Genomic DNA, 25,250 nt, shown 5'->3' with positions numbered 1-25,250 from the left:
ATGCATCTAATACATAGAGGAATAGTAAATAAACGATTTAAAGAAAATCTTTTAAACTCATTTCAACAATCATTTAAAAAAGGTTTTGGGATAGAAACAGATATTCATGCAACAAAAGATAATGAATTTATATGTTTTCATGACTTTACATTAAAAAGAATTTTTAAAAAAAATTTAAGTGTTAAAAATCTAAATTACTCTCAAATAAATGAGATAAGTACAAAATTAGGTAAACCAGTTCCTCTTTTAAAAGATCTACTTAAATTCTCAAACAACAAGCATCCTCTTTTCATTGAAATTAAACCCCTTTTATCAAAATCTCTTTTAAAAAAACTTATAAAAGAAACATCAAAATTTACAAAATGTGTGTTTATCTCTTTTAAACATAAAAATATTTATCAATTATTAAGTATTAAAAAAAATACTAAAGTTGGTCTTTCTTTTTGTCGTCCCACAAGTGTAAAAAAAATAATAGAAAAATCCAATGACCCAAAGATTAATTGTTTAATTTTAGATAAATCATATCTAAAGAATGAAAAAATTCAGAAATTAAAAATTGAAAAATATTATTATACAATAAAGATAAAATCTGAATTTAAAAAATTTAAGAAAAATAATAATTTGATATTTGAAAATCTATAAAATTACTTTTTTAAATAATTCAATCTTCCAATAATTTCATCTCGATCCATATAATAACCCTGCAAATGTCTGTGCCCTGAGTTTGGATCAAATTCAGTTCTTCCATGCAAAAGTCTTCTATTATTAAATGAGAATATATCACCTGGTTCTAATCTAAAATTAATTTGATATTTTTCATCATGTAAAAGGTTTCCAAATCGATGATGTGCTTTATAAACTTTTTCCATTATATCAGGACTACAATCTAGTGTGTCCATAGTAGCAACACTAAATCTAATATCGTTATAATCTCCATCTTTAGTTAAGGTAATTGCAGGAGAATGAAAACTTCTATGAGCTTCTTGTGTGTAATCTTTATCTTTAAATTTTAGTGGCACTGAAACCAAAGTATCAAATATTTCTTTTTCATTCTTTCTCAAATAATCTGCAACAGTGAAGGCATCTACGGCTGAGGAGTTTCCGCCTTTAGCAGAGTTAATTAGGCAATGTAAAAATTGATAACCTGGAGGATTTTCAAACCAAGGAAGATCCATGTGATTTTTTAAAGCATGAGCTGTATAGGCTGAATTATTTGGTTTTGGAATATTAATTACTTCAAATGGAGTTTTAAAAAAAGTTTCTCGTGTATGACTAATTCTATTTAAAACCTTAAAAGCAGAATTTTTTTCTACTGGTGCATTTTTAACAATTGCTATTCCTGTATAATGTAAAAGTTCTAACCATTTTACCAATCCATCTTCTGAATTAATTATTTCATCATGATCTATTTCAATTGATTTTAAATTATTCTGTAATGAATTATCCCAAAGCTTGTATGGTGAAACATATATAGTTTTATTTTTTATTGTGTAGCAATTTTCTCTTAGCCATAAAGGATCATATGAACTTTTGTGATCACCTTCACTCCATTTTATTTCTAAAATTCCTTTATTGTTAACATTATAATTTTTTGGCCTTATATCTGTTGAAACATTTAAGATGTTAAACATTCTATGGCGTGAATCTTTATCGTGTGCAGATGGACAATTGTCTCTTAACCATAAATAATTAAACTTACTTTCTTCGCCATCATCCCAAGTAACTTTTAAATGGTCGGAATTTTCCTCTAGTTTTGAAATTGAGCTCATGAGCAATCATTATATATAAAGGGTGAAAATTCAATTCAATTTATAGTTGTAAAAAGATTCATTGCTTGTGTTTTGGCCTCATTCATTATTAAATCTTAATATTAAAACTTAACCTAAGGAGATAATTTAATGAAGTTTTTGAAAAAATTAGTTCTTTCTGCTTTCTTCGTATCATCATTATTAGCAACTAGTGCTAATGCGGGTGACTGCAAAGCAAGATTGGGAGATTTTGACTGGAGTAGTGCAAATATTCATACTGCAATTACTACTTTCATACTTGAAAAAGGATATGGATGTGAAGTTTCTGTAACTAAAGGAAGTACTACACCTATTATGGCTGCTCACTATGATGGTCAACTAGATGTGATTACTGAAGTTTGGTATGACAATATTATTGCAAATTATGAACCTCACGAAGCAGCAGGTACTATCAAAAATATTGGTGTTAACACTCCTGACTCTCAGCAAGCTTTTTACGTAGATAAAACTACTGCTGATAAATATAATTTAAAATCAGTTGAAGACATGAAAGATCCAAAAATAGCTGCGTTATTTAAAGATCCTGAAGACCCTTCAAAAGGTAGAATGACTAGCTGTATTTCAGGTTGGACTTGTTACACAGTAAACTTAGTAAAACAAAAAGAGTATGGTCTAGATGCTTTCTATACAAACTTTGACCCAGGTTCTGGTGGTGCATTAGATGCTGCTATCGCCGGTGCTTTTGCTAAGAAAAAACCTATCTTTACTTACTACTGGGCACCTACTGGCTTAATGGGTAAAGTTGATCTAGTTAGATTAACAGAACCTAAGTTTGTCAAAAAGTGTTGGGATGATATGTCTGTTGTTGTTGAAAAAATCAAAGCAGAAGGACCAGAAGCATATACAAAATCTTGTGCATGTGAGTATAGAGATATGGCATTAACTAAATCTGTATTAACTAAATGGGCCGCTGCTCATCCTGCAGAAACTAAGTTCTTATCTGAGTACTCAATTCCTACTGCTACAGTTAATAAAATGTTGGCCTTCTACGAAGATGAGTCAGATGGTGATATGGAATTAACTGCTAAAGAATACTTAAAATCAGAAACAGCTTGGACTTCTTGGGTTCCTGCTGATGTTGCTAAAAAAGTAAAAGCAGCACTTTAATTTTAAGATAAAATAATTTGAGAGAGCCCTTTGGGGCTCTTTCTTTAAATTAAAAAATCAACCATATGTTCAAAGATAAAAAAAATTTATTTAACCTAGGATTGTTAGGAATTTTTATATGGTTATTAATTACAAGTTACAGTTCATCAAAAAGAAAACCTGAAACTATAGGAGAATTGTTTAAAGATTTTTCGTGGTTAAGTGATTGGCCTAAATGGTTAGATTTACCACTGATGCCATGGATTAATAAGATGTTTAAAGCACTTAATGAAAATTATGGTTTTATTTTTGAAGCAATAAATAATGTTTTACTTGCGATGTTGATGGGACTAAAAAACTTTTTAGTTCAAGCGCCATGGCCTTTAGTAATTATCGGTGTTGTAATACTTGCTTACTTTGCCAGTGGGAAAAAAATTAAAACTACTGTTGCAGTTGGCTTTTGTACTTTCTTTATTGGATTTTTACACCCAAGATTTTGGGATAAAGCAATTGAAACAACTTCAATTATGCTAATAAGTATATTTTTATGTCTAGTTATTGGTGTTCCAATCGGAATATGGATGTCTAGAGCTAATAGAGTTAGGGAAAAAATTCTTCCCATATTAGATTTAATGCAAACAATACCAGCTTTTGTGTATTTGATACCAGGAATAATGTTATTTGGGTTAGGTGCGGTCCCAGCAATTATTGCAACTTTTATTTATGCAGTTCCTCCATTGGTTAGATTAACGGACCTAGGTATTAGACTAGTTGATACTGAGGTAACAGAAGCTGCAGATGCTTTTGGTGCTTCAAAAAAACAAAAATTATGGGGAGTTCAAATTCCATTAGCACTACCTAATATTATGCAAGGAATTAACCAATGTACTATGATGGCATTATCTATGGTTGTTATCGCATCAATGATTGGAACAAGAGGCTTGGGAGATGAAGTTTTATTGGGTCTCCAACAATTAAACGTAGGTAGAGCTGCAGAAGCAGGAATTGCAATTGTGTTACTGGCTATTGTATTGGATAGAATTACTCAATCATATGGGGAGACACTTCAAGAAAGAAACTCTCCAACTAAAAAAGAAAAAAAATAATGTCAAAAATAGAAATTAATAACATATATAAAATTTTTGGTAACAATCCTCAGTCTGTAATGCCCATGGTTAAGAATGGAGCAACAAAAGAGGATATTTTAGAACAAACTGGCCATACAGTAGGATTGGATAATGTTTCATTAAAAATAGAAGAAGGCGAAACTTTTGTGTGCATGGGGTTGTCTGGTTCAGGAAAGTCTACATTGATTAGGCACATAAACAGATTAATTGATCCAACAGAAGGAGAAATTCATATAGATGGCACTAATATTATGAATTGTAATCCAGAACAGCTAATAGATTGGAGAAGAAATCGAATTAGTATGGTCTTTCAAAGATTTGGTCTATTTCCACACAAAACCGTAATGCAAAATGTTGGCTACGGATTGGAGATGCAAGGTAAAACTGAGGAAGAAAGAGATAAAATTGCAATGGAAAAGATTGATGATGTTGGTCTAAATGGTTTTGAAAATCAGTTTCCAAACCAACTATCTGGTGGAATGCAGCAACGTGTTGGCTTAGCAAGAGCTTTAGCAACAAACTCCGACATTATGTTAATGGATGAAGCATTTAGTGCATTAGATCCTTTGATTAGAAGTGACATGCAAAAACAATTGATTGATCTTCAATCAGAATTAAAAAAAACAATAATATTTATTACTCATGACCTTGATGAATCCTTAAGACTTGGAGATCACATAGGAATATTAAATGCCGGAAAATTAGTCCAGGTTGGAACACCAGTGGACATAATAATGAAACCAGCTGATGATTACGTAAAAGCTTTTGTTAAAGACGTAAATAGAGCAAAAGTAATAAAAGCAAAAATAATCATGAAAAATGCTAATGAAGTAAATAGTATTGATAAATCAAATTTAGTTAAAGTGCAGGAAGACCAGTTTATTGAAGAATTTTTGCCTCAAATTGTTTGTACTAATGCAAACTGCGAAGTAGTTGATAAGAGTGGAAATGTTAAAGGATATATAACTAATAAAGAACTTCAATCATCTTTAACAAAGTCATAGTTAATGGTTAACCAATCATTAAAGAATAAAAGAATTATAATTTCTGCAGGAGCATCTGGAATAGGTTTGGCAACAGCAAAAGTTTGTCTTGCTAGAGGAGCCTACGTTTATCTTTGTGATATAGATAGTAAATTTCTTAACAAACTAAATAAACATCCATTAAAAAATAAAAAATTATTTGCTTATCTCTGTGATGCATCAAATGAATATCAGGTTTCAGATTTTTTTGAAAAAATTAAAAAGAAAACTAAAAAGATTGATGCTTTAATTAATAATGTGGGCATTGCGGGGCCAACTGGATCACTTGAAAAACTTAAGTCCAAAGACTGGGAAAATACTTTACATGTGGATGTGAACAGCCATTTTTATTTTACAAAAAAAACTATTCCTTTACTTAAAAAATCTAAAAACGGTTCAATAATCAATATTTCATCAACTGCTGGCATACTTGGTTTTCCACTTCGATCTCCTTATGCGGCAAGTAAATGGGCAATTATTGGAGTTACAAAAACCTTAGCCATGGAACTTGGTAAATTTAATATTAGAGTTAATGCTGTATGTCCTGGAACAATTAAGGGAGATAGAATGAAAAGAGTTGTAAAAGATAAAGCAAAATTTACTAAAGTTTCAACAAAAGTAATTGAAAAAGATTTTGTTTCAATGAGCTCAATGAAAAAATGGATATTGGAAGAAGACATTGGAAAGATGTGTTCTTTTCTAATTTCAGATGATTCAAGTAAAGTATCAGGTCAGGTGATTTCTGTTGACGGTCACACAGAAAGAAATGATTAATTTATCTTAATTTTTTTTCATATTTTTTTCTAAGCTTTTGAAGCTCTACTAAATATTCGTCTCTGATATTTGAAATTTTAGTAACTGATTTTCCTTTGGATTGTTTTTTAGTACCTTCAACCAATCTATCGATTAACTTATTAGATAAAGTTGGGGCTTTTAATTTAGTCCATGGAAGTTTTAAAGCTGGTCCAAATTGTTTTAGCATATGTCTCATTCCAGCTTTTCCTCCAGCTAAATGAAAAGTTAAGAAAGTTCCCATTAATGACCATCTAAGACCTGGACCATCTTCAATTGCTCTATCCAAATCTTCAGTCGTTGCATGTCCCTCTTTAATAATGTGTAGTCCCTCTCTCCATAAAGCTTCTTGCAATCTATCAGATAAATAACCAGGTAATTCATGTTTAACCATTATTGGGTTCATGGAAATTGTTTTGTAAAATTTTTTTGCCAAATTTAAATTTTTTCTTGAAGTTTTTTTTCCTGGAACAATTTCTACAGCAGGCAATAAGTAAACCGGATTAAAAGGATGTCCAATCATAGCTCTTTCAGGATTTTTACATTTAGAATAAATTCTTGTTGGCAATAATCCCGATGAACTTGATGAAATAATTGCATTTGATTTTGCATATTTTCCAATGGTGCTCATCAACTTAGTTTTTAAAGCATAATTTTCACTTGCACATTCTTGAATAAGATCTGCGTCTTTAAGTGCTTCCTCAATAGAGGTAAAATATTTAAAATTTTTAAGATTAAGTGTTTTTTTATTGAAAAGTTTTTTTACATGCGGCCAAGTTCTTTTAATCTCAGCTATCAAATTTTTTTTTAGTTTAATATCTTTATCGTAAGCATGAACAATTTTGTTATGGGCTAAACATCGAATAATCCAACCAGCCCCAATTACTCCCGTTCCAATTACTGTAACTTTTTTGATTTGAGACATTACTTGTGTTTAACAAGCTTTAATTTTTCTCTAGTTTCTGCTGGTGTCATTGGCATATAACCAATTTCATCAATAATTCTTATAGCTTTTTCAACTAATTGAGCATTAGTAGCAAGCTTACCTTTTGATAAATATAAATTATCCTCTAACCCAACTCTTGGATTGCCTCCCATTAAAACTGTTTGAGCAACAAATGGCATTTCATTTTTTGAAATTGCAAAACCTGACCACACACCTTCTTTTGGCATTATATCTTTCATAGCTTGCATTGCCAAAGTAGTTGCAGGTGCACCCCAGGGTATTCCTAAACACATTTGAAACATTGGTGGATCACTTAATAATCCTTCTTTATATAACTGAGCTCCAAACCACATATTACCCAAATCAAAGGCTTCTATTTCTGGTTTAACATTGATTTCTTTTAATTTTTTTGCAGCTTTTCTTAAATCATTTGGGGTATTCACGGTAATAGTTGAGCCATCGCCAAAATTTAGAGTTCCTGCATCTAGTGTACAAATCTCTGGAAGAAACTGTTCAGCATTTGCAATTCTTTCCATAACGTTTGCCATATCTGTCATTGGACCAAAATCTAAAGGATTGTCACCTTGGCCTATGTCAAGATCACCTCCCATGCCTGTAGTCAAATTTATAATTACATCAGTGTCACTTGATCGAACTCTATCAACAACTTCTTTATATAATTCTAATCTTCTACTTGGAGTACCATCTTCTTCTCTTACATGAATATGAGCTATTGCAGCCCCTGCTTTTGCAGCCTCAATTGAAGCAGTTGCAATTTGCTCTGGAGTTTTTGGTAAATCTGGATGTTTGCTCGCAGTATCACCTGAACCAGTTACTGCACATGATATAAAAACCTTATTGCTCATAATTTATATTTAAATATAGTTTAATTTATTAAAAATGGAAATAACAGAATTACAGAAAGATTTAGCAGCAACATTTAGATGGACTGCAAGATTAAATATGCACGAAGGTGTAGCTAATCACTTCAGTGCTTGTGTTCCAGGTTCAACAACTGATTTTTATGTGAATAAAGCAGGTATTCATTTTAGTCAAATTAAAGCTAGTGATTTAATTTTAGTTACAAAAGAAAACATTAATGATTTAAAAAATGAACCTAATTTGATTGATCCTACAGCAATCAATATTCATGGAACTATCCATCAAAAAGTTCCTCATGCAAAATGTATTTTTCATGTGCATTCAAAATATGCAACGGCTTTATCAACTTTAAGAGATCCTATCATGAAACCCATAGATCAAAATACAATGATATTTTATAATAGAGTTTCTGTTTTTAATGAGTTTGGAGGATTAGGATTTGAAGACGAGTCTATCAAAATGGCTAATGCACTTGGAAATAAGCAACATATGCTTTTAGCTAATCATGGGGTTATTACTACAGGCGAAACAGTAGCAGAGGGTTTTAATTATTTATATTATTTTGAAAAAGCAGCAGAAACTTATTTAACTGCCTTAGCTACTAATAAAGAATTAAATGTTGTTAGTAACGAAGTAGCAGAAAAAACAGCTCAAGAAACGTCTGATTATCCTATTGATTTAGCAAAGTTGCATCTTGAACAAATAAGATTAATTTTAGATAAAGAAGAACCAGAATATAAAAATTAAATGTCTGTACATATAGCAAATCAAATTATTAAAAAAGAATGGACCGATTACAATAACCATATGAATATGGCTTATTATGTATTGGTGTTTGATCAAATATGGGAAATAATTTTAGAAAAATTTAAAATGGGAGAACAGTCTGCAAAAACAGCAAATATGAGCACAATGGTTGTAGAGACGCATACAACTTATAATAACGAGGTTAAAGAAGGTGATAAAGTAGAAATTAATCTTACATTTTTTGATCACGATAAAAAAAGATTACATTTTAAAATGGAAATGATTGAAAAATCATCAAAAAAACTTTCTGCTACACTTGAAATGTTGTCATTATATATTGATTTAAAAAAAAGAAGAGTTGCAGAGTTTGAAGATGAAAAAATAAAATTAATGGATAATTTTATAAATCTAAACAAATCAAATTTTAAAAATAATGATTTAATAATTACTGGAAAGTTAAAAAAATAATGGAAATTAAACTATTATCAGGAGCATTGGGTGCTGAAATTAAAGGAATTGATTTAACAGATGTATCTGATGAAAATTTTAAAAAAATTAATAATTTACTTTTAGAGCATAAGGTAATTTTTTTTAGAGACCAACCCATTACTAAGGAACAACAAATTGCACTTGCAGAAAGATTTGGACCTTTAGAAACTCATGCATATGTAAAGGGACTAGATAATTATCCAGAAATTGTAAGAATTATTAAAGGAAAAGAAGAAAAAAACCAATGGGGAGAAAATTGGCATAGTGATGTAAGTTATAATTCAAAGCCTACAAAAGCTGTAATACTTAAATCAATCAAAATACCTCCAGTTGGAGGTGATACATGTTTTTCAAATATGGAATTAGCATGGGAAACATTAGATCCAAAAATTCAAGAAAAAATAATAGATAAAAAAGCAATTCATAGTTCTCTTGGAGCAGAATTTTTCATTGATAATTACAAGCACATGGAAGGAAATGAAAAAAGAAATTACGACTCTTACTCTAACGAACATCCAATTGTTAGAACTCATCCAGAAACGGGTAAAAAAATATTATTTGTTAACTGGACTTATACAAAACAGATTATTGGTCTGAAAAAAGAGGAAAGTGATCAAATTTTAAAAGAAATTTTTGAACATCAAGAAAGATTAGATCTAACTTGTAGATTTAATTGGACCGAAAATACAGTCGCTATCTGGGATAATAGGAGCGTTATTCATTATGCTATTGCTGATTTTTTTCCTGGCAGAGGTTTAGGGTATGAGAGAATAATGGATCGTATTGCAATCGAAGGTGATCATCCTCAATAATTTTAATGCAAGTTATTGATAAAATAATCTCAAATTTTACTAACAATAAGTCTCTTTATATTGGTGAAAAAGTTACCATGTCGGAACATATGATACAAACTGCAATGCTTGCAGAAAAAGCTAAATGCAATGATGATTTGATATGTTCTTGTTTGTTACATGATTATGGTCATTTTATTTTGGAAAATCCTGATGAATTAGTTAGAGAAAATTTAGACGGCAAACATGAAGATATTGGTTATGAATATTTAAAAAAAATTTTTAAAAAAGAGATTGCTGAGCCAATAAAATATCATGTTCTTGCAAAAAGATACCTTGCTAAAGATAAACAATACTTTGGATTGCTTTCAGAAGCTTCAAAAACAAGCTTACAATTACAAGGTGGAGTCCTGAATGGTGAAGAATTTATTAAATTTGAGGCTCAAGAATACTTCAAGTCGACAATACTTTTAAGAAAATTTGATGAAGCAGCTAAAAAAACTAATGTCAAAATGAAATCTATCCATGACTATCAAAAATTGCTAACGTCTAAGTTGATATGAAGTTTGATTATTTAATTATTGGCGCAGGTTCAGCAGGTTGTGTTCTAGCAAATCGATTGTCGGAAAATAGTCAAAACAATGTGGCTGTTTTTGAAGCTGGTAAACCAAGCGATATTTGGAAAGTTAACATGCCACTTGCAATTTTATATACAATGCATGATCCCAAATATAATTATAAATACTATTCAGAACCAGAGCCTCACCTACATAATAGAAATCTTTTTTGCCCAAGAGGTAAAATGATAGGTGGTTGTTCTGCTCATAATGGAATGGTTTATGTAAGAGGAAATCCTAATGATTATCAAAGGTGGGCTTCATTTGGGTTGAAAGACTGGTCATATGAAAAAGTCTTGCCCTTCTTTAAAAAAATAGAAACTTGGTCTGAAGGTGAAAATGAATATCGAGGTGGAAATGGAATTTTACCAGTTAATCAGTCTAAAAATAAAAATCCATTATTTAAAGCGTTTGTCGATTCAGCTGGAGAGGCTGGATATAAAATTAATGAAGACATGAATGGTAAAGATCAAGAAGGTTTTGGGATGTATGACGTAACTATCCACAAAGGTGAAAGAGCTAGTGTTTCAAAATACTATCTAAATCCAGCTAAAAAAAGAAAAAATTTAAAAATTTTTACTGATGCCTTTGTTGAAAAAATTATTTTTGATGGAAAAAAAGCTATTGGTATTGAAGTAAAAATTAAAAACAAAATAGAAAAAATTTATGCAAATAAAGAAGTAATCCTTAGTGGTGGTGCAATAAACTCTCCGCAATTATTAATGCTTTCAGGAGTTGGCCCAAGCAAACATCTTAAAGATAATGGTATAGAAATAATCCACAATTTAGAGGGTGTTGGAAGAAATTTACAAGACCATTTGGAAACGTATGTGCAACAAGAGTGCAAAACTTCAGATACTTTATATTCCTATGTGAATAAATTAAATATGATGAGAATTGGTATTCAGTGGTTTTTATCTAGAACTGGTCCCTGCTCTACTTCTTTTCTAGAAGCTGGTGGTTTTTGTAAGTCTTCACCTGAAAGAGAATATCCAAATATACAATTTCATTTTTTTCCAGCTTTTGTAATTGATCATGGGTTAGTTGACCCTGACCGCCATGGTTATCAACTTCATGCAAGTCCTAATCATCCAAAAAGCAGAGGACATATTACTTTAAATAGTTCTAATCCATATGATTATCCAAAAATTCAATTTAATTATTTAGAACATGAGGATGATCTAAAACAAACAATAGAATGTATTCATGTAGCAAGAAAGATTTTAGGCCAAAATTCATTAAAACCTTTTGCAGGAAAAGAAACAGGGCCTGGTGAAAATGTTAAAACAGATGAAATGTTTGAAGAATATATAAGATCTAAGGCAGAAACAGCTTATCACCCATCTTGTACTCTTAAAATGGGTGTAGATGACATGGCTGTTGTAGATGAAAAACTTAAAGTGCATGGTTTACAAAATATTAGAGTAGTTGATGCATCAGTAATGCCAGAAATTACTAGTGGCAATCTTAATGCTCCTGTATTGATGATTGCAGAAAGAGCATCTGATTTTATTCTTAATTCATGATAACGCCTCAAAACAATTCTAAAGGTATCCTTTTTATTTTAATTGGAATGGCATTATTTTCAATGCAGGATGCTCTAATTAAGTTTATTTATGAAGATTCAGCTTTATATGAATTATACTTTGGAAGAACTTTCGTTGCATTAATTTTACTTATTGGATATTTAAAGTTATCAAAACAAAAGATAAACTTAACAACGCACTACCCTTTTTTAACAATTCTAAGAGTTATTTGTTTCTTTTTTGGTTTTAGTTTTTTTTATATTTCACTTACTTACATGTCTTTAGCCATGGCTAATGCATTATTTTTCTCAAGCCCGTTCTTTGTTTCAATATTGGCTACGATTGTTTTAAAAGAAAAGGTTGGAATTAGAAGGTGGGCTGCAATTTTTATTGGTTTTATTGGAGTATATATAGTTTTAAATCCTGATTTTAATAATTTTGATTATATGAAATTGGCACCTGTTGCTTGTGCTTTGTGTTACGCAATATCAATGACCATTACTAAAATCACCTCTCATAAAGACAATGTTTATACTCAAATGATACATTTATACTTTGGTGCGATCTTAATTAGTATTTTGTTTTTCCTTTTTACAGGAAAAGGACAGTTAGGTAGTTTTAGCAATCCAACATTTCAATTTATTTTTAGAGAATGGTTTACAAATCCCTCCTTTGCTTGGCCATTTATTGTAGCGATGGGATGTATTGGGGCTTTTGCATTTTATTTTGTATTCAATGCATACAGTATAGCCTCACCTTCTGTTGTATCAATTTATGAATATTCTCTAATAATCTGGTCTATATTAACAGGGTTTATTCTATTTAATAATATTCCAACAACAAGGACCTTTGTTGGTGTTTCAATAATTATAAGTGCTGGCATATATATTTATTTTAGAGAAAAAGTAAAAGATCAAATGATTGTTACAGATACACCAAACAGATAATGAGGAACTATATTCCAATAATTAATATTTCACCCTTGTTAAAATCAGATTTTGACTCTATTTCAGCAAAAAATGTAATAAGAAAAATTGAAAAGGCATGCAAAGATGTTGGTTTTTTTCAAATAACAGGACATGGTATAGATAATAAAAAAATAAATAATATTTGTAAAATTGGTAATAAATTTTTTAATTCATCAGATGAAAATAAAAAAAAGTTAGCACCAAAAAAATGGAATAAAAAAAATAAAAATATTTACAGAGGATATTTTCCAAATACAGTAAATGGCAAAGAAGGTTTGGACTTAGGTGATTTTAAAATTAAACCTCATGATTTAAAAAAGCATAAATCTCCATATATTGAATATCTAAATTTGAATAAATCCTTCAATAAATCCTCAATAAAAAGTTTATCGAATTATTTTAATGATATTTTTTCTTTAAGTGAAATATTGTTTAAAGTTATAATTAAACTATATAAAAAAGATTTAAAAATTTGTAATCAAGCTTTCTCAAGAATAAAAACTCTTAGCACATTAAGATTCAATTATTATCCCAATCAAACAAAACCTGTTGAAATTTCAAAACAAGATGGCGTTGCACTTGGGTGCGAAACACATGTGGATAGTGGAATTTTTACTGTTCTATATCAAGATAAGAAAGGTGGTCTTCAAGTTCAAAATAGAAAAAATAAAAAATGGTATGATATTACATTTAATAAAAACGCTCTCATAGTAAACACTGGATTAGCCCTAGAGTATTTAAGCAAAGGTAAATTTAAAGCCACAAATCATAGGGTATTATGGAATAAGTCAAAAAGGATATCTGTTCCTTTTTTCTTTGAACCTTCTTATGATTTTAAAATGCACCCTTCTTTTTTAAATAACTTAAATAGCGATAAAAAAAGCATATTTTTTCAACATTTCTTAAAGAACTCTCTAAAGAAATTTATTGAATATCAGCGCTAAGATTAATAATGTTATTTTATTAAAGCGATACATAACTCGTCGGTGAATAAAGTTTAGGTTTACGAAAGTGGGATCGATCGAGCAATAAGACAGTCCCTAATCTTCCCTAACCTTTACTGGAACTAGCGAATACCAATACTTTCCTTTCATCAAAGTTAAAACCGATTCTAATATTAACGATAAAACGAAAGTGAAACTGATGAAAAAAAGTGGTAAAAATGGAGTTATTCTTTTTGATAACTCAACAATTCAAAACATATATTTAACCCCAGAAGATTTCGGTAAACGAAATAATAAAATAATAAGTTTCGAGTTTTCTGACAAAGATGGATCTGAATATCTTGAGGGTTTGAAACTTCAATATATGAAAGATACTCATAAGAAGTATTTTTTAGTACGAGGAACATTCAAAGGTAAGAGATTTGAAGTAAATATTGGTGCCTTTAAACCAAAGTTCAAATGCCGAGAAGTAAGGAAACTTATGGATGACTTGGGGAACACCATTAGGAACAAAAAGTTAAAATGGTTGGTTGATCCAAAGGCCTACCTGGAAGAGCAAAGACCTAACTATCAAGATGTAATTGATAGATATGAAACACCTACAATCAAACAAGTAATTGAACAAATATGTAAACTATCATTCCCAAGACTTAAAGTTGAGGGTTCATTGGCCAAAATACATATGACCGATATTTTTAGGTATTTATGTGGTTACAATAAAAGAGGTAGATTTATAAAGTTTACTGAATTCGAGGGTGATGGAATTATGACCTTTAGGAATAAACCTATCTTCACAAAGATAAGTGGGCCAGATCGAAAAAACTCTATTAGAGATTGGACTGAATTATTTAAGTTGTTTCCCGGTGGAGTTGGAGTATTTCCAAAAGGTAAACACTATAATGTTTCCGGTGTCAGTTCTTTATACGATGATCCAATAAGCGATAATATAATCACTTGTTTGGATAAAGGTATGATGAAGAGTTACATCAAGAAATATGAAGTTTATGGAACACAAAAAAATTGTTTGAAAGCTTTAAAATATTTGTGGGCATTTGCGTCAGAAAAAGACTACCTGGGGTCTAACCCTGGTTTCAACCCTGGTGCTACTGTGGTTCTAAAAAGGCCTAAAGAGTTAGTTAACTTTGCAACAAAATATAACCGACATAAGTTTTCTATTGGCGAATTAGTGAGAATAAAAGAAGCTTGTATTGAGCTAAAACAACAGTTTCCTTTTAGTACTGCTTGTATTCTGTTTATGATGTTTACCGGAAGAAGATTTCAAGAAGTTATAAAGATAAAACAAGAATATATCAATTTAGATCAGGGAATAATCCAAATACCTAAAGAGATATCTAAAATAAGAGAAGATCAATTCATAACTATCACTGAACCAGTGAAGTTTGTTTTAGATATGCTTGAAGATCAACGAAATACGGAGGGTTATCAAATATACAACAAAGTGTCTTGGTTATTCCCATCAATTCGAGTGTTAACTACTGCTGATATTACACCAGAATATCTAAATGGTTATGATAGTAGAATGAAAGTAGTCTTTAATTGTTGGCAAAAGGTTAAGAAAAAAGCTGATATTTCATTTGGTGCCTTGAAAAGCTTTAGGAAAACTTATTCAACTTTAGCAACTCAAGTATTCAAAGGGGATACTCAAAGAGCATCGAAGTTGACTGGACATTTACGACCAGAAACACTTGAAAGATTTTATTACCAAGAGCACCAGGAAGAAGTCATCAAAAGTGCTACCCAGGTTGCAGAAGTTTTAAAATTTAGAAAAATAAAATAGCATAGGAAATTATGGGATAGGTAGGGTAAATTTAAAAATTATTTTTTTTAGACCCACCTACCCTAGTAAACCTAGTGAAAAAGTTTTTATTAAGACCTTACGTCCAAACCCTTGATCTACATAGTAAACTATAACATCCATTCTGACACAAAGGTGTATCGACCTTTTAAAACATTGAAAAACCTAAACCCAATGGACCCTTGGATCTAATTTCTTGACTGTATCATCGTTAAGTAAGATAACGATGTATGAGTGAATATAAGAAAGTTATAGAGTTCTTAAAAGAAAACAAAGTTGATCCCGAGAAAGCTTTGGTAACTTTAAAAAAAGAATACGGAACTAAACCCGGTAACAAAACCAACTTGAAGTATCATTGGAAGATGATGAGATTTACTTTGTATATTTGGGAACGTCTTAACGAACACGATAAAAACATTGTGGGTAAAAGAATTGACACAGTAAGAAAAGTTGTGTGGGCCCATAAGTTTAAAAGACTATATGATACTTTCCCCTTACCAACATTTAACCCAGAGAATGAAGTTAAGAAACTTGCACAGTTAATAGCTGAACCAAGGCAAGATAAAGAGTTTAAAAGCAGAAACTTTGTATATCCTAAAAGTCATCAAAAAGCAGACAACCCTATCCCACAGTCAGTAATCGACAAAATTCGTTAAAAATCTTGACGATTTTATGCTTTTTTAAGGATAATATAATTGTGTAAATATCGAAAAACATCGTTGACATTTATGACGATGTTATGTTATTAATAGAGTAATGATAACGAAAACGATAAATTACAATGATAAATCAAACAGACATCCACAGTATTAACTTTTCACAACCATTCCTACCAATGAAGCAGTTGGCTAAAGAGTGTGGTGTTAGTTACAAATGGTTAGAACGTGAGATCAACACAATCAAAAAGACTGGTGTTGATGTTCAGATCATAGAGGGTGTTAAATATTCCGTTATTCCAGGTAGACTTAAACTAACTAATCAAAGTTATATTTGGAACCCGAAAATATTTTATCATTATTATTATCTTCCTCGTACTCAAGAAAATGTAACTGATAGAGCTCTACAAGTTAGAAAGAGCAACACAGTTATGTTCATTAATAAACCTAACAATCAAAAGGAAGCAATATGAATAAAGAATATCAATACTCGGCATTTGGTGAAGCAAAATATCCTTATGTAAATCAACCTGACACAGAGTTTAATCAAGATGGTGTTTATCACACGAAACTCTTGGTTGACCTAGAGAAAGCCAGAAGTGACATCAAGAAGATAGATGATGTAATTGCACAAGAGGTTAAGAAACAACACGACCTGGACCCTAATAAGAAAATAGTTAAAGCAAATAAGCCTTATAAGACTATTGATGACGACTTAAACATACCAGAGGGTAAAGTTGAGTTTCACTTCAAAAGCAAATTCAAACCTAAATTAAAAGATAGGAAAGCTGAACCTTTAGGCGATGATATTCAAGTTTGGGGTGGATCTATCTTGAGTGTTTCATATGAGCCAGTTGGATACAATGTAGCCGGAACTGGAATAGGTTGCACATTAAGAATGGCCGGTTGTCAAATAAGTAAACTTGAAGAGGGAACATCAGCTACTTCGGGATTTAAACCAGTTAATGAAGATGGGAGTTTAATCGTATGAAGCAATCAGAAATAAACGAAATATATAATATGACAATGACACAAAGGGAGAGTTTCAAAAAGAAATACCCAACATCTGAAAGTTTGGCTAATGCTATTCAAGAAGTTTTTAAAACTTCAATGTTAGCAAAAATGAGAAAAGATTTAGAAAAAACTAAATTAGAAGATGTAAAAGTAACTGGAGGGGTACAATAATGAAAACAACAACAAACAAAAAAAACTTGGCTCAAAAGATTGCGAGGAAGTACATCAAAAGAGCCAGGGAAAAAATAAATAAACTAATAAGGAAACAAAAATGAAAATAAACAATGTTGAGAAACGACTTGAGGGGAAGAGTGATGGATCTACTGCAAGATTATTAAATAAGCTAGCAGAAGCTAAAAATATTAAGGTAGCAGAGAAAGATCCAATGACACATACGGATTTAGAGTTTATGAATAATATTACACAAGGTTATAAGGAAGCAGTCGAAAATGGTTTCAAAGGTGATATCGATGAATACATAAATTCTTTAGACCTTTCAGAGCTACGAGAAATTGTTTTGGCCGAGGGAGGTTCAGTTGACTTCACTAATATGTCGCCAGGACAAATGAAATCGATCTTTATTTCTGAAAATGGCTATGAACCAAGATCAGCTAAAGAGTTAGTCAGAGGTGTGAAGATGTATTTAAAAAATTTAGATATTCAGGGACTACCTTTTGGAACATTTGGGAAAAATGATTAATGAAAATTCACCAGTATAGCCAAATGATAAAATCACTCACTAAAAACAATAATACCCCAGAACAAAATAGACTTGCTGATTTAAAACGTAACTTACCAAATCAAAAAAGAATGTTGGCTAAAAGGAATGAACTTGGAATTGATACAACTTCACTTCAAGCATCGATTAAAAAAAATGAAAAAGAACTACAAAAAGAACTACAATCAGAAATTACACAACAAGTAATTAATTATTCACCGAACAAATTACCAAAGAAAAAAGATGTCTTTGAAAAAATTGGTGACAATTTAGTTGATAATTTAATTAAATACGATGACTTGGACCCAAAAGAGCAGATTGTAAAATATGATAGTGCAACTGGATTATTCTCAAATAATAAAAAAGATATAGGTTTTAAAGATGTTGTTAGTGCCAGGAAACATAATGAAGCTTATGAGAAGTATGTTCCAGAGATACAGAAGTTAAAAAAGGCAGTAACAGTAACACCTAGTGTTAAACCTAGTGTTAAACCATTTGTTAAACCACTAGTAAAACCCACAGTTTTATCGCCTATTCCTGAATTCGATATGAGTTATAGACCATATAAAAGAGATCCCAAAGATGAGATAGCAGAAGCAAAATTTAAGAAAATTCTTGATGACACTAGGAAACAAAAAGAACTTGAGGCAACTCAAGGTCTACCCGGTTTAATACCTGGTTCATCAAAAATAATAGAAAGATCAGAAAGCAGAATGAAACAACTTAAACCTAAAACATATGGAGGTGATGATGACCTGTAAATTTAATTATCGAGGTATATCATTGAAGAATAAAACTTATTCTGATCTTGAAGAACTATCTACTAAAATTGAGCCTGGTGAAAAACTATCCCAAGCTAAAACAGTAGAAACAATGGTTAAAAATTTCAAGTCACTTCTAACTAACGAAGAAGTAACTAATGAAAACGAAAACCATAAAAAAGAAATCTGTAAAAGATAAAAAAATTGCTGACCTAGAATTTATTATTCGAGTACAAGAAAAAGTAATCGATTGGTATGATGGCTCACTTGCTAACACATCAAGTAGATTTATAGAATACGCAAAAGCATTTTGGAACAATCAATCTGTTCACGAAAGAGAAAAAGAAGATTGGACCAAAAAATACAATGACATTGTTAGAGCTTACAACGGGTTAGCCGAAATGGGCAAATTCGCAGAAGAGCTTGGCATAGATATTAGAAAGCACAGAAAGAACTTACCAGAAAGCAAGGACTATGAATTTTCCCAGGACTCTAAATTATTAGAGAGTGGAAAGGTTCGTCACATTTTTAAACTAAATAAAAAAACTAAACGAAAAGGTACAAAAGATGACAAAAAAAATTAAAGACTCAAAAATCCCCGGTAACTTGAGATTTACCAACGACGCTAACGATCAACATATGGTTGACTTGTGGGCTTTTCAACAAATGACTGACAAAGAGAATAATCTTTCAAGAGATAAAATTCAATTTTATGCAAACTGTATGGTTGAAGAAAAACACAAACGAGATAAAGAATTATATTCTTGCTCAAACTTTAAGCTAGGAGGTGTTCATCAATACTACTCACCTAAAGATATATTTCCAGGACCTAGAACTGACAGAGATCAATTAAAACTATTTGAGGTAGTCAATGACTAAACTACCTATAATTTTTAATGGCGCTAAACATCACACGGGTGTTATGACATCACAAGGTTCAATCTATGAACAAAAATCACATATTGATTGGCCAAGTCATATTAAAGGTGAGTTGGTCCAAGGTTTGTCACCAGTTAATGAAGATACTAGAGAAGTAGAATTCTATGGTGTTGATATAGATATTAAAATTGATCCAAAAGAAATTACAGATAATGTTTGGAATAAGATTGGTACAGAATATAGATGTATAAGGACCAAGAGTAAGCGTTGGCGAGTTGTTGGTTGGTTTGATAAGCCAACTGATGTTACTTTGGCTAATGCTAAAGCAAAAGAGCTAGAAGAAAAAATCGAAAAAGTCCTCTTATATAAATGTGATACTGGCCACACTTTACCAACGATACCGGGTGATAATAAGCCAGGCGCTTGGTGGTTTATGCCATATCACAATGAATATACTTGTGCTTATGGACCTGGAGGAATTCCACTAACCCAAGAACAGTTTTATTTCAGTTGGAAATACCGGAAGTACCCACTGATTGCTTCAACTGTTGGGAAATTGAGCTCAACAGAAGATGGTAAGAGTAGACACAAAGCTTTATTTAATTGCGCTTTAAATATTAAACACGATGAAACACTTGAGGTTACACTTGAGGAAATTAATCAACACTTTGGGAAACCACTGGTTGATGACTTAAACTCAACACCAAAAGTTAATGTAGCAAAAGATATTGCACACGCATTAAAGAGTGCTGAAAAATATGACAACGATTATTTTCTTAAAAACTTTCCGTACTATGTCAAAGCACATTGTGGAGTTTTACCTTACATTAACGACAAGGTCCTGTTCGCAGTTTCAGAAGAAATTACAGATCAGAATGTTTATGTAATCAAAAGAGTTGATTTTTGGAATTTCAAAGAAAACGATTGGTTCACCAAAGAACAGATGAATGATACTTGGGCCCATTATACTAAAGGTAAAAATGTTCAACCGATGGCCAGACAATTACTTGAAAGTGATAATATACAAAAAGTTAAATCTTATTTGTGTCACGCAGGATTAAAACCTGGAGTAATTGAAATAAAACCTAGAGAAGTCCCTGGGATAGAACCTGGCCTATACCTAAACACTTACAGACCAGTTAACATCGAGTCTATCAAAGGTGATACCCAAAGTATCAATGAGTATTACAGTTGGTTGTTAGGTGAAGAAAATTGGAACACGATCAAAAAAGTATTAAAGTTTATGCTTGAGAAACCTGGTGTTAAAATACAATGGTGTATTGTTATCAAAGGTAAAGTTCAAGGCGCTGGGAAAGGTTTATTTGCTTTGCTTATGGAAAGTATCTTTGGCACACATAATGTTAAAACCAATGTAACTTTTAATGATCTAACAAGAGAGCACTCAACCCTTGTTGATGGTAAACAAATCATTGTATTAAATGAACTTGTGTTATCCGGGGGTGGTAAAGAGGGAAAAGTTTTATCTAATAAACTTAAACCTTATATCACTGAACCTACTTTATGGATTAATCCAAAAGGGAAGCAAGAAATTGAAATTCCTAATTTCTGTCAATTTTTTATGTTTTCAAATGATCGAAAGCCAATGAAGATTGATCCAGAGGACAGACGACTTTTTGTTATTACAATTAATAAAAAGAAGTTTGAAGTTAGAAAAAAACTTGATGACGAGGGTTTTAAAAAAGAAATTATTAAACACATCAAAAACCCAAGTGCTTTCAAATGGCATTTACTTAATGAAGTTACCATTGAAGATGAAGAGATGTTCTTTACTGACGCCCCAATGAATAAAGATAAAGAGCAATTAATCAAAGACAGTATGGACGACTTTGAGAAAAAGATTTGGACTTCATTTGAAGAACGAAGATTTCCATTTCAATCAAAGACTTGGACCACAGAAGATACTTGGGCTTATCAAGGTTTAATAAACCGGGATGATCTTGATAGTGCTTTGAAAAGAGAATTATCTTATAGAGGCACTTATTGGGACTTGTCTAAACTGGATGAAATACTTGATGAAATCCACATTAAAAAAGTTCAAGTAAGATGTTCAGATGGTACCAGACCCAGAGTACACATCATAGAAGATGTAACTACTAAAGATGGTAAAAAGTACACTGAATTATCACAAAGTGAGCTTGGTGCTATCTACGAAAAAGGTGGTTACAAAGGTAAAGACGAACTGAAATCTACCGAAGTTGAATGGAAAGATATCAACAAACATCATCCAGATCACGAAAGATTTGAAGCAAACCTAGTTAAACCAGAAGTTAAAACAAATGTGAAAACCAGGGCGACTAGGTGTTGGGACTGTGGGACTGCAATATCAACGTCCGTAGATGGTTCTTGTTCAAAATGTAACACAGGAATTCCCTGTAGTTTTTGTGGGTCTTGTATTTGTGAACGTCCAGAGGGGGAAGAATAAATGACACCTACTACTAAAAAAAGAAAAGGCGCTCACTTACAAAACCTCGTGCGTGATAAAATACTCAAAGCTTTTCCACATCTTAAACCTAATGACATAGTGACTGCAAAGAATGGACAGAACGGACCAGACTTAAAGTTGTCTAAAGTTGCAAGGCGTTTAGTTGGCGTGAATTTCGAATGTAAGCACCAGAACAAACTTTCAACTGTGTACTCTTGGTATTCCCAGGCGTCCAAAGGTCAACATAAGTTAGTACCCTGTGTTGTGATGAAAAAGAACTCTAGGAAAGCATTGGCAGTAATTGACCTAGATGACTTCTTCAAGCTCATCAAAGAGTAACTCAATGACTCACCAAAAACAGATAAACCGGTTTACCTGGTACTGTCAGTACATATAGATATATTTATTTATTTAGGATGAACCTTAAAATAGGGTGAGTTAGTGAGTTAGTGAGTTAAAGGAGAGTTTCTAATTTAAAACTTTCGCTTGGTCCTGTATAGTGGGGACACTTTAAAAGGTGACGAATTTACCTTGTTAACTTAAACACTATGAGCAAATTTAAACTAACCAGATCAGAGTTCAGTCAAAAGCTAGGTATACCAACAGATACTTTAAAAAAACGTATGCGAAGAGGTCAGTATAAAGACCAATATATTTTTGAAAACGGAAAGTATTTATTCAATGGGGACGTCAAGGTCGGTCCCATTAAGCAAGTTTCAAAGCCAGTTTCCCTGGGGACAAAAAAGAGAAACAGAGGCAATCATTTTAATAGTAATAACCCAAACTATAAACCACAGTTTCAAAGAACCAATGAGATCAGAATGTTGGCTAAACTTAAACATAATGTACCAGATGACATCCAAGAGTTATTGCCGGACGCCATTGAGTTGGCCAAGGAAAAGAAACAAGAACGATTAAGGAAGTCCCTGGAACAACCAATACGGAAACAATATGGAAGTGGACTGATTAATATGAGTTCAAATAACCGAGATCATTATAACCCCGTACTTCATAAGACTAGGCCCAACTTATTTCAATCCACAAACAGAGGTCGTAATATAAATAAAAAAGGTCCATACGAGATCTAGTAACACTTGGGGTAACACTTGGGGTAACACTTGAAGTAACACCTTGAGTTCTATGGGATATCTATGGGAGTATTTGTATTAGGTATTTTGATCGTAAACCTATATATATGAAACATCATTAGTAATAATTCGTTTAACCCCTGGGTGTATCGTTACACCTGGGGGTTTTTATTGGTGGAAAATTGGTGGAAATTTTGAGATATCCCCTTTTTAACCTCGTCAAAGAACCTTGACGAATAATCTGTATTCCTTGAAACCTTAAATTATGCTAGTGTTTACGCTAAATTAGAGCGATACATAACTCATCGACTAAAGGAATGTATGTTAGCGAAAGTGGGATCGATCGTCTTAAATTTAATTATTTAGGAGGTTTGAATGAAATTTGGATATTTTTGTAATACGACTAATTGGAGTCATAAACCATACAATCAATTATTAGACGAGGTAAAAGAGATCACCACTTATTGTGATAAAAATAATTGGAACTCAATTTGGTATACAGAACATCATTTTAATCATGAAGGAATGGAGTCTTGTACAAATCCCCTAATGATGGGCGTTGATGCGGCGGCAAGAACAAAACAAATTAGAATTGGACAAGCTTGTAATGTAATTACATTTCACAACCCTATCCGATTAGCAGAAGATATTGCTTTACTTGATCAATTATCAAATGGAAGAGTTGATGTTGGAATTGGTCGAGGAATTTATGGAAGGGAAGCTATTAATATGAATAAAGAGGCTGATCTTAAAGACCAAGCAAAAAACTTTAGATTGTTTGAAGAAAGTTTAACCATAATGAAAAAAGCTTGGACTGAAAAGTTTTTTAGTCATCAAGGTGAGTTTTATACCTACCCTTCTCCAAATTTTACATGGCAACATGACATGAGCCCGCCCAGTGAGGAATTTTTAGATACAAAAACAAATGAAATTAAAAAGATAAGTATTGTTCCAAAACCTAAACAAAGTCCTCATCCACCAATATGGCAAGTTGTCGATGGTGCTAGATCAATTGAATGGGCAGCTCAAAATGGATTAAATACCATTATGTGGATCCCAACAGTTAAAGCATTAAAGAAGAGATTTGAAATTTATCAGGAAGCAAAATCTAAAGCTGAGAATAGAGATGTTCCTTTAGGTGAAGGTATATCATTAGTTAGGGATATGTTTGTTGCTGAAACAATGGAAGAAGCAGAAAAAATGGCTGGTGAACATATTATTAATTATATGAAATGGGTATGTCATTGGAGAGGTTTAGGAAATCATATGGATCCAGGTGAAGAATTGCCAGAGACTAAACACAAACTGGATTTATTAAATTATGATTTTCTTCACAAAAGAAATTTATTATTTGGAACTCCTGAATATGTTGTTAATAAAATTAATGAACTTAAATCAGAGTTAAATCTTCAAAATTTACAAGTATGGTCTAATTTTCCTGGTATAGATCATGAGGCTTGTATGAGAAGTATAAAACTGTTTAATGATGAAGTAATACCAAAAATTAATTTTAATAATGATGATGTGGAGAAAGCTAGTTAATGAAACTTGAATTAAGAAAATTTACAAAGTTTGTAGATAAAACTTTTATCGAAGGTGGCAAGGAAGCAAAAGAACCTGTGTTGTTAGTATCGGTTGCAGCTGTTTTTAAAAACCCATGGGCTGATCAAGGTTTTGTTGAGGATTTAAAGCCAATTATTTTAGATCTTGCTCCAAAATTAGGAGACATTCTAGTTCCAGAATTGATAAAAGAAATTGGCTCACCTGATAAAATTTTAGCCTACGGTAAAGCTGGAACTGTTGGTCTTAATGGAGAAATTGAGCATGCATCAGCATTTATTCATACTTTAAGATTTGGAAATAAATTTAGGGATGCAGTTGGTGGAACTTCTTACCTAAGTTTTACAAACACAAGAGGGCCTGCGGGATCCAAAATGTCAATTCCAATGATGCATAAAACAGACTCTGGTTTAAGACCTTATTATTTAACACACGAATTCACCATTCATGACGCGCCGTTTGATGATGAAATTGTAATTGCTATAGGTGGCGCTTCATCAGGTAGAGCTCACGCAAGAACTGGAGACCGTTATCAAGATATGAAGGAAATGGGGCTAGATCCTAAATAAA

At 31.7% G+C, this 25,250-nt stretch carries 29 protein-coding genes; 26 read left to right on the top strand and 3 right to left on the bottom strand.

Features of this window, described 5'->3' with window-relative positions:
• A complete protein-coding gene (locus ACIJYA_RS01440) occupies positions 1-642 on the top strand; it encodes a glycerophosphodiester phosphodiesterase family protein (RefSeq protein ID WP_435088707.1) in 642 nt (213 codons plus the stop codon).
• A gap of 2 nt (positions 643-644) precedes the next feature.
• Here the strand turns inward: ACIJYA_RS01440 and ACIJYA_RS01435 are convergent, their stop codons facing one another.
• Positions 645-1,769 carry a TauD/TfdA family dioxygenase gene (locus tag ACIJYA_RS01435; protein WP_435088706.1) on the bottom strand — a complete coding sequence of 375 codons (1,125 nt, stop codon included), beginning with the start codon at positions 1,767-1,769 and terminating at the stop codon, positions 645-647.
• 129 nt (positions 1,770-1,898) lie between these two features.
• Between ACIJYA_RS01435 and ACIJYA_RS01430 the strand changes: the two genes are divergently transcribed.
• From ACIJYA_RS01430 to ACIJYA_RS01415, 4 genes are all read left to right on the top strand, one after another.
• Entirely contained in the window at positions 1,899-2,915 is a 1,017-nt protein-coding gene (locus ACIJYA_RS01430) for a glycine betaine ABC transporter substrate-binding protein (RefSeq protein WP_435088705.1), read from the top strand.
• 65 nt (positions 2,916-2,980) lie between these two features.
• On the top strand, positions 2,981-4,000 hold the full coding sequence (locus ACIJYA_RS01425) for an ABC transporter permease (protein WP_435088704.1): 1,020 nt from the start codon (positions 2,981-2,983) through the stop codon (positions 3,998-4,000).
• Complete coding sequence (locus tag ACIJYA_RS01420) at positions 4,000-5,025, top strand: quaternary amine ABC transporter ATP-binding protein (RefSeq protein ID WP_435088703.1); 1,026 nt, start codon at positions 4,000-4,002, stop codon at positions 5,023-5,025. Before ACIJYA_RS01425 ends, ACIJYA_RS01420 begins: the two co-directional genes overlap by 1 nt.
• A gap of 3 nt (positions 5,026-5,028) precedes the next feature.
• Entirely contained in the window at positions 5,029-5,817 is a 789-nt protein-coding gene (locus ACIJYA_RS01415) for an SDR family oxidoreductase (protein WP_435088702.1), read from the top strand.
• A 1-nt stretch (position 5,818) separates the two neighbouring features.
• Here ACIJYA_RS01415 and ACIJYA_RS01410 read toward each other — a convergent pair whose 3' ends face one another.
• Together ACIJYA_RS01410 and ACIJYA_RS01405 are read right to left on the bottom strand one after the other, a co-directional pair.
• Positions 5,819-6,760 (bottom strand): 3-hydroxyacyl-CoA dehydrogenase NAD-binding domain-containing protein, encoded by a 942-nt coding sequence (locus ACIJYA_RS01410; protein WP_435088701.1) that lies wholly within the window; start codon positions 6,758-6,760, stop codon positions 5,819-5,821.
• Positions 6,760-7,647, bottom strand: a complete 888-nt coding sequence (locus ACIJYA_RS01405) for a 3-keto-5-aminohexanoate cleavage protein (RefSeq protein ID WP_435088700.1) — start codon at positions 7,645-7,647, stop codon at positions 6,760-6,762. Before ACIJYA_RS01405 ends, ACIJYA_RS01410 begins: the two co-directional genes overlap by 1 nt.
• A gap of 34 nt (positions 7,648-7,681) precedes the next feature.
• Between ACIJYA_RS01405 and ACIJYA_RS01400 the strand changes: the two genes are divergently transcribed.
• The 21 genes from ACIJYA_RS01400 to ACIJYA_RS01300 all read left to right on the top strand — a co-directional run bounded on the left by ACIJYA_RS01400 (position 7,682) and on the right by ACIJYA_RS01300 (position 25,249).
• Entirely contained in the window at positions 7,682-8,410 is a 729-nt protein-coding gene (locus tag ACIJYA_RS01400; RefSeq protein ID WP_435088699.1) for a class II aldolase/adducin family protein, read from the top strand.
• On the top strand, positions 8,411-8,878 hold the full coding sequence (locus ACIJYA_RS01395; protein ID WP_435088698.1) for a thioesterase family protein: 468 nt from the start codon (positions 8,411-8,413) through the stop codon (positions 8,876-8,878).
• The gene (locus tag ACIJYA_RS01390) at positions 8,878-9,711 is read left to right on the top strand and encodes a TauD/TfdA dioxygenase family protein (RefSeq protein WP_435088697.1); all 834 of its coding nucleotides are present in this window, start codon (positions 8,878-8,880) and stop codon (positions 9,709-9,711) included. The genes ACIJYA_RS01395 and ACIJYA_RS01390 overlap by 1 nt, the downstream gene beginning before the upstream one ends.
• A 5-nt stretch (positions 9,712-9,716) precedes the next feature.
• Entirely contained in the window at positions 9,717-10,253 is a 537-nt protein-coding gene (locus ACIJYA_RS01385; protein WP_435088696.1) for an HD domain-containing protein, read from the top strand.
• Positions 10,250-11,833 (top strand): choline dehydrogenase, encoded by a 1,584-nt coding sequence (locus ACIJYA_RS01380; protein ID WP_435088695.1) that lies wholly within the window; start codon positions 10,250-10,252, stop codon positions 11,831-11,833. The genes ACIJYA_RS01385 and ACIJYA_RS01380 overlap by 4 nt, the downstream gene beginning before the upstream one ends.
• On the top strand, positions 11,830-12,780 hold the full coding sequence (locus ACIJYA_RS01375) for a DMT family transporter (protein ID WP_435088694.1): 951 nt from the start codon (positions 11,830-11,832) through the stop codon (positions 12,778-12,780). The genes ACIJYA_RS01380 and ACIJYA_RS01375 overlap by 4 nt, the downstream gene beginning before the upstream one ends.
• Positions 12,780-13,745 carry a 2OG-Fe(II) oxygenase family protein gene (locus ACIJYA_RS01370; protein WP_435088693.1) on the top strand — a complete coding sequence of 322 codons (966 nt, stop codon included), beginning with the start codon at positions 12,780-12,782 and terminating at the stop codon, positions 13,743-13,745. The genes ACIJYA_RS01375 and ACIJYA_RS01370 overlap by 1 nt, the downstream gene beginning before the upstream one ends.
• A 199-nt stretch (positions 13,746-13,944) precedes the next feature.
• Positions 13,945-15,543: a tyrosine-type recombinase/integrase gene (locus ACIJYA_RS01365; protein ID WP_435088692.1), complete on the top strand. Its 1,599-nt coding sequence runs from the start codon at positions 13,945-13,947 to the stop codon at positions 15,541-15,543.
• Positions 15,544-15,791: 248 nt separating this feature from the next.
• A complete protein-coding gene (locus ACIJYA_RS01360; protein WP_435088691.1) occupies positions 15,792-16,217 on the top strand; it encodes a hypothetical protein in 426 nt (141 codons plus the stop codon).
• A gap of 179 nt (positions 16,218-16,396) precedes the next feature.
• Entirely contained in the window at positions 16,397-16,690 is a 294-nt protein-coding gene (locus tag ACIJYA_RS01355; protein WP_435088690.1) for a hypothetical protein, read from the top strand.
• Entirely contained in the window at positions 16,687-17,208 is a 522-nt protein-coding gene (locus tag ACIJYA_RS01350) for an ssDNA-binding protein (RefSeq protein WP_435088689.1), read from the top strand. The genes ACIJYA_RS01355 and ACIJYA_RS01350 overlap by 4 nt, the downstream gene beginning before the upstream one ends.
• Entirely contained in the window at positions 17,205-17,402 is a 198-nt protein-coding gene (locus ACIJYA_RS01345) for a hypothetical protein (RefSeq protein WP_435088688.1), read from the top strand. Before ACIJYA_RS01350 ends, ACIJYA_RS01345 begins: the two co-directional genes overlap by 4 nt.
• Positions 17,403-17,502: 100 nt before the next feature.
• Positions 17,503-17,931, top strand: a complete 429-nt coding sequence (locus ACIJYA_RS01340; RefSeq protein ID WP_435088687.1) for a hypothetical protein — start codon at positions 17,503-17,505, stop codon at positions 17,929-17,931.
• Between the two features lie 23 nt (positions 17,932-17,954).
• The gene (locus tag ACIJYA_RS01335; RefSeq protein WP_435088686.1) at positions 17,955-18,710 is read left to right on the top strand and encodes a hypothetical protein; all 756 of its coding nucleotides are present in this window, start codon (positions 17,955-17,957) and stop codon (positions 18,708-18,710) included.
• Positions 18,700-18,909 carry a hypothetical protein gene (locus ACIJYA_RS01330; protein ID WP_435088685.1) on the top strand — a complete coding sequence of 70 codons (210 nt, stop codon included), beginning with the start codon at positions 18,700-18,702 and terminating at the stop codon, positions 18,907-18,909. The genes ACIJYA_RS01335 and ACIJYA_RS01330 overlap by 11 nt, the downstream gene beginning before the upstream one ends.
• Complete coding sequence (locus ACIJYA_RS01325) at positions 18,869-19,294, top strand: hypothetical protein (protein ID WP_435088684.1); 426 nt, start codon at positions 18,869-18,871, stop codon at positions 19,292-19,294. Before ACIJYA_RS01330 ends, ACIJYA_RS01325 begins: the two co-directional genes overlap by 41 nt.
• A complete protein-coding gene (locus ACIJYA_RS01320) occupies positions 19,278-19,589 on the top strand; it encodes a hypothetical protein (protein ID WP_435088683.1) in 312 nt (103 codons plus the stop codon). Before ACIJYA_RS01325 ends, ACIJYA_RS01320 begins: the two co-directional genes overlap by 17 nt.
• Positions 19,582-22,032 (top strand): primase-helicase family protein, encoded by a 2,451-nt coding sequence (locus ACIJYA_RS01315; protein WP_435088682.1) that lies wholly within the window; start codon positions 19,582-19,584, stop codon positions 22,030-22,032. Before ACIJYA_RS01320 ends, ACIJYA_RS01315 begins: the two co-directional genes overlap by 8 nt.
• On the top strand, positions 22,033-22,371 hold the full coding sequence (locus tag ACIJYA_RS01310; protein ID WP_435088681.1) for a hypothetical protein: 339 nt from the start codon (positions 22,033-22,035) through the stop codon (positions 22,369-22,371).
• A 1,124-nt stretch (positions 22,372-23,495) separates the two neighbouring features.
• A complete protein-coding gene (locus tag ACIJYA_RS01305) occupies positions 23,496-24,662 on the top strand; it encodes an LLM class flavin-dependent oxidoreductase (RefSeq protein WP_435088680.1) in 1,167 nt (388 codons plus the stop codon).
• Positions 24,662-25,249 carry an amino acid synthesis family protein gene (locus ACIJYA_RS01300; RefSeq protein ID WP_435088679.1) on the top strand — a complete coding sequence of 196 codons (588 nt, stop codon included), beginning with the start codon at positions 24,662-24,664 and terminating at the stop codon, positions 25,247-25,249. The genes ACIJYA_RS01305 and ACIJYA_RS01300 overlap by 1 nt, the downstream gene beginning before the upstream one ends.
• Position 25,250: the final 1 nt, after the last annotated feature.

The organism is Candidatus Pelagibacter bacterium nBUS_29 (assembly GCF_051200905.1).
Lineage (GTDB): Bacteria > Pseudomonadota > Alphaproteobacteria > Pelagibacterales > Pelagibacteraceae > Pelagibacter.
The sequence above is the reverse complement of the archived record's forward strand: the minus strand, read 5'-3'. Positions and strand labels throughout refer to the sequence as shown.

Excerpts from the sequence above, each read along its gene's own strand:
- ACIJYA_RS01440 (WP_435088707.1), top strand. The coding sequence starts at position 1 with ATGCATCTAATACATAGAGGAATAGTAAATAAACGATTTAAAGAAAAT.
- ACIJYA_RS01435 (WP_435088706.1), bottom strand. The coding sequence starts at position 1,769 with ATGAGCTCAATTTCAAAACTAGAGGAAAATTCCGACCATTTAAAAGTT.
- ACIJYA_RS01430 (WP_435088705.1), top strand. The coding sequence starts at position 1,899 with ATGAAGTTTTTGAAAAAATTAGTTCTTTCTGCTTTCTTCGTATCATCA.
- ACIJYA_RS01425 (WP_435088704.1), top strand. The coding sequence starts at position 2,981 with ATGTTCAAAGATAAAAAAAATTTATTTAACCTAGGATTGTTAGGAATT.
- ACIJYA_RS01420 (WP_435088703.1), top strand. The coding sequence starts at position 4,000 with ATGTCAAAAATAGAAATTAATAACATATATAAAATTTTTGGTAACAAT.
- ACIJYA_RS01415 (WP_435088702.1), top strand. The coding sequence starts at position 5,029 with ATGGTTAACCAATCATTAAAGAATAAAAGAATTATAATTTCTGCAGGA.
- ACIJYA_RS01410 (WP_435088701.1), bottom strand. The coding sequence starts at position 6,760 with ATGTCTCAAATCAAAAAAGTTACAGTAATTGGAACGGGAGTAATTGGG.
- ACIJYA_RS01405 (WP_435088700.1), bottom strand. The coding sequence starts at position 7,647 with ATGAGCAATAAGGTTTTTATATCATGTGCAGTAACTGGTTCAGGTGAT.
- ACIJYA_RS01400 (WP_435088699.1), top strand. The coding sequence starts at position 7,682 with ATGGAAATAACAGAATTACAGAAAGATTTAGCAGCAACATTTAGATGG.
- ACIJYA_RS01395 (WP_435088698.1), top strand. The coding sequence starts at position 8,411 with ATGTCTGTACATATAGCAAATCAAATTATTAAAAAAGAATGGACCGAT.
- ACIJYA_RS01390 (WP_435088697.1), top strand. The coding sequence starts at position 8,878 with ATGGAAATTAAACTATTATCAGGAGCATTGGGTGCTGAAATTAAAGGA.
- ACIJYA_RS01385 (WP_435088696.1), top strand. The coding sequence starts at position 9,717 with ATGCAAGTTATTGATAAAATAATCTCAAATTTTACTAACAATAAGTCT.
- ACIJYA_RS01380 (WP_435088695.1), top strand. The coding sequence starts at position 10,250 with ATGAAGTTTGATTATTTAATTATTGGCGCAGGTTCAGCAGGTTGTGTT.
- ACIJYA_RS01375 (WP_435088694.1), top strand. The coding sequence starts at position 11,830 with ATGATAACGCCTCAAAACAATTCTAAAGGTATCCTTTTTATTTTAATT.
- ACIJYA_RS01370 (WP_435088693.1), top strand. The coding sequence starts at position 12,780 with ATGAGGAACTATATTCCAATAATTAATATTTCACCCTTGTTAAAATCA.
- ACIJYA_RS01365 (WP_435088692.1), top strand. The coding sequence starts at position 13,945 with ATGAAAAAAAGTGGTAAAAATGGAGTTATTCTTTTTGATAACTCAACA.
- ACIJYA_RS01360 (WP_435088691.1), top strand. The coding sequence starts at position 15,792 with ATGAGTGAATATAAGAAAGTTATAGAGTTCTTAAAAGAAAACAAAGTT.
- ACIJYA_RS01355 (WP_435088690.1), top strand. The coding sequence starts at position 16,397 with ATGAAGCAGTTGGCTAAAGAGTGTGGTGTTAGTTACAAATGGTTAGAA.
- ACIJYA_RS01350 (WP_435088689.1), top strand. The coding sequence starts at position 16,687 with ATGAATAAAGAATATCAATACTCGGCATTTGGTGAAGCAAAATATCCT.
- ACIJYA_RS01345 (WP_435088688.1), top strand. The coding sequence starts at position 17,205 with ATGAAGCAATCAGAAATAAACGAAATATATAATATGACAATGACACAA.
- ACIJYA_RS01340 (WP_435088687.1), top strand. The coding sequence starts at position 17,503 with ATGAAAATAAACAATGTTGAGAAACGACTTGAGGGGAAGAGTGATGGA.
- ACIJYA_RS01335 (WP_435088686.1), top strand. The coding sequence starts at position 17,955 with ATGATAAAATCACTCACTAAAAACAATAATACCCCAGAACAAAATAGA.
- ACIJYA_RS01330 (WP_435088685.1), top strand. The coding sequence starts at position 18,700 with ATGACCTGTAAATTTAATTATCGAGGTATATCATTGAAGAATAAAACT.
- ACIJYA_RS01325 (WP_435088684.1), top strand. The coding sequence starts at position 18,869 with ATGAAAACGAAAACCATAAAAAAGAAATCTGTAAAAGATAAAAAAATT.
- ACIJYA_RS01320 (WP_435088683.1), top strand. The coding sequence starts at position 19,278 with ATGACAAAAAAAATTAAAGACTCAAAAATCCCCGGTAACTTGAGATTT.
- ACIJYA_RS01315 (WP_435088682.1), top strand. The coding sequence starts at position 19,582 with ATGACTAAACTACCTATAATTTTTAATGGCGCTAAACATCACACGGGT.
- ACIJYA_RS01310 (WP_435088681.1), top strand. The coding sequence starts at position 22,033 with ATGACACCTACTACTAAAAAAAGAAAAGGCGCTCACTTACAAAACCTC.
- ACIJYA_RS01305 (WP_435088680.1), top strand. The coding sequence starts at position 23,496 with ATGAAATTTGGATATTTTTGTAATACGACTAATTGGAGTCATAAACCA.
- ACIJYA_RS01300 (WP_435088679.1), top strand. The coding sequence starts at position 24,662 with ATGAAACTTGAATTAAGAAAATTTACAAAGTTTGTAGATAAAACTTTT.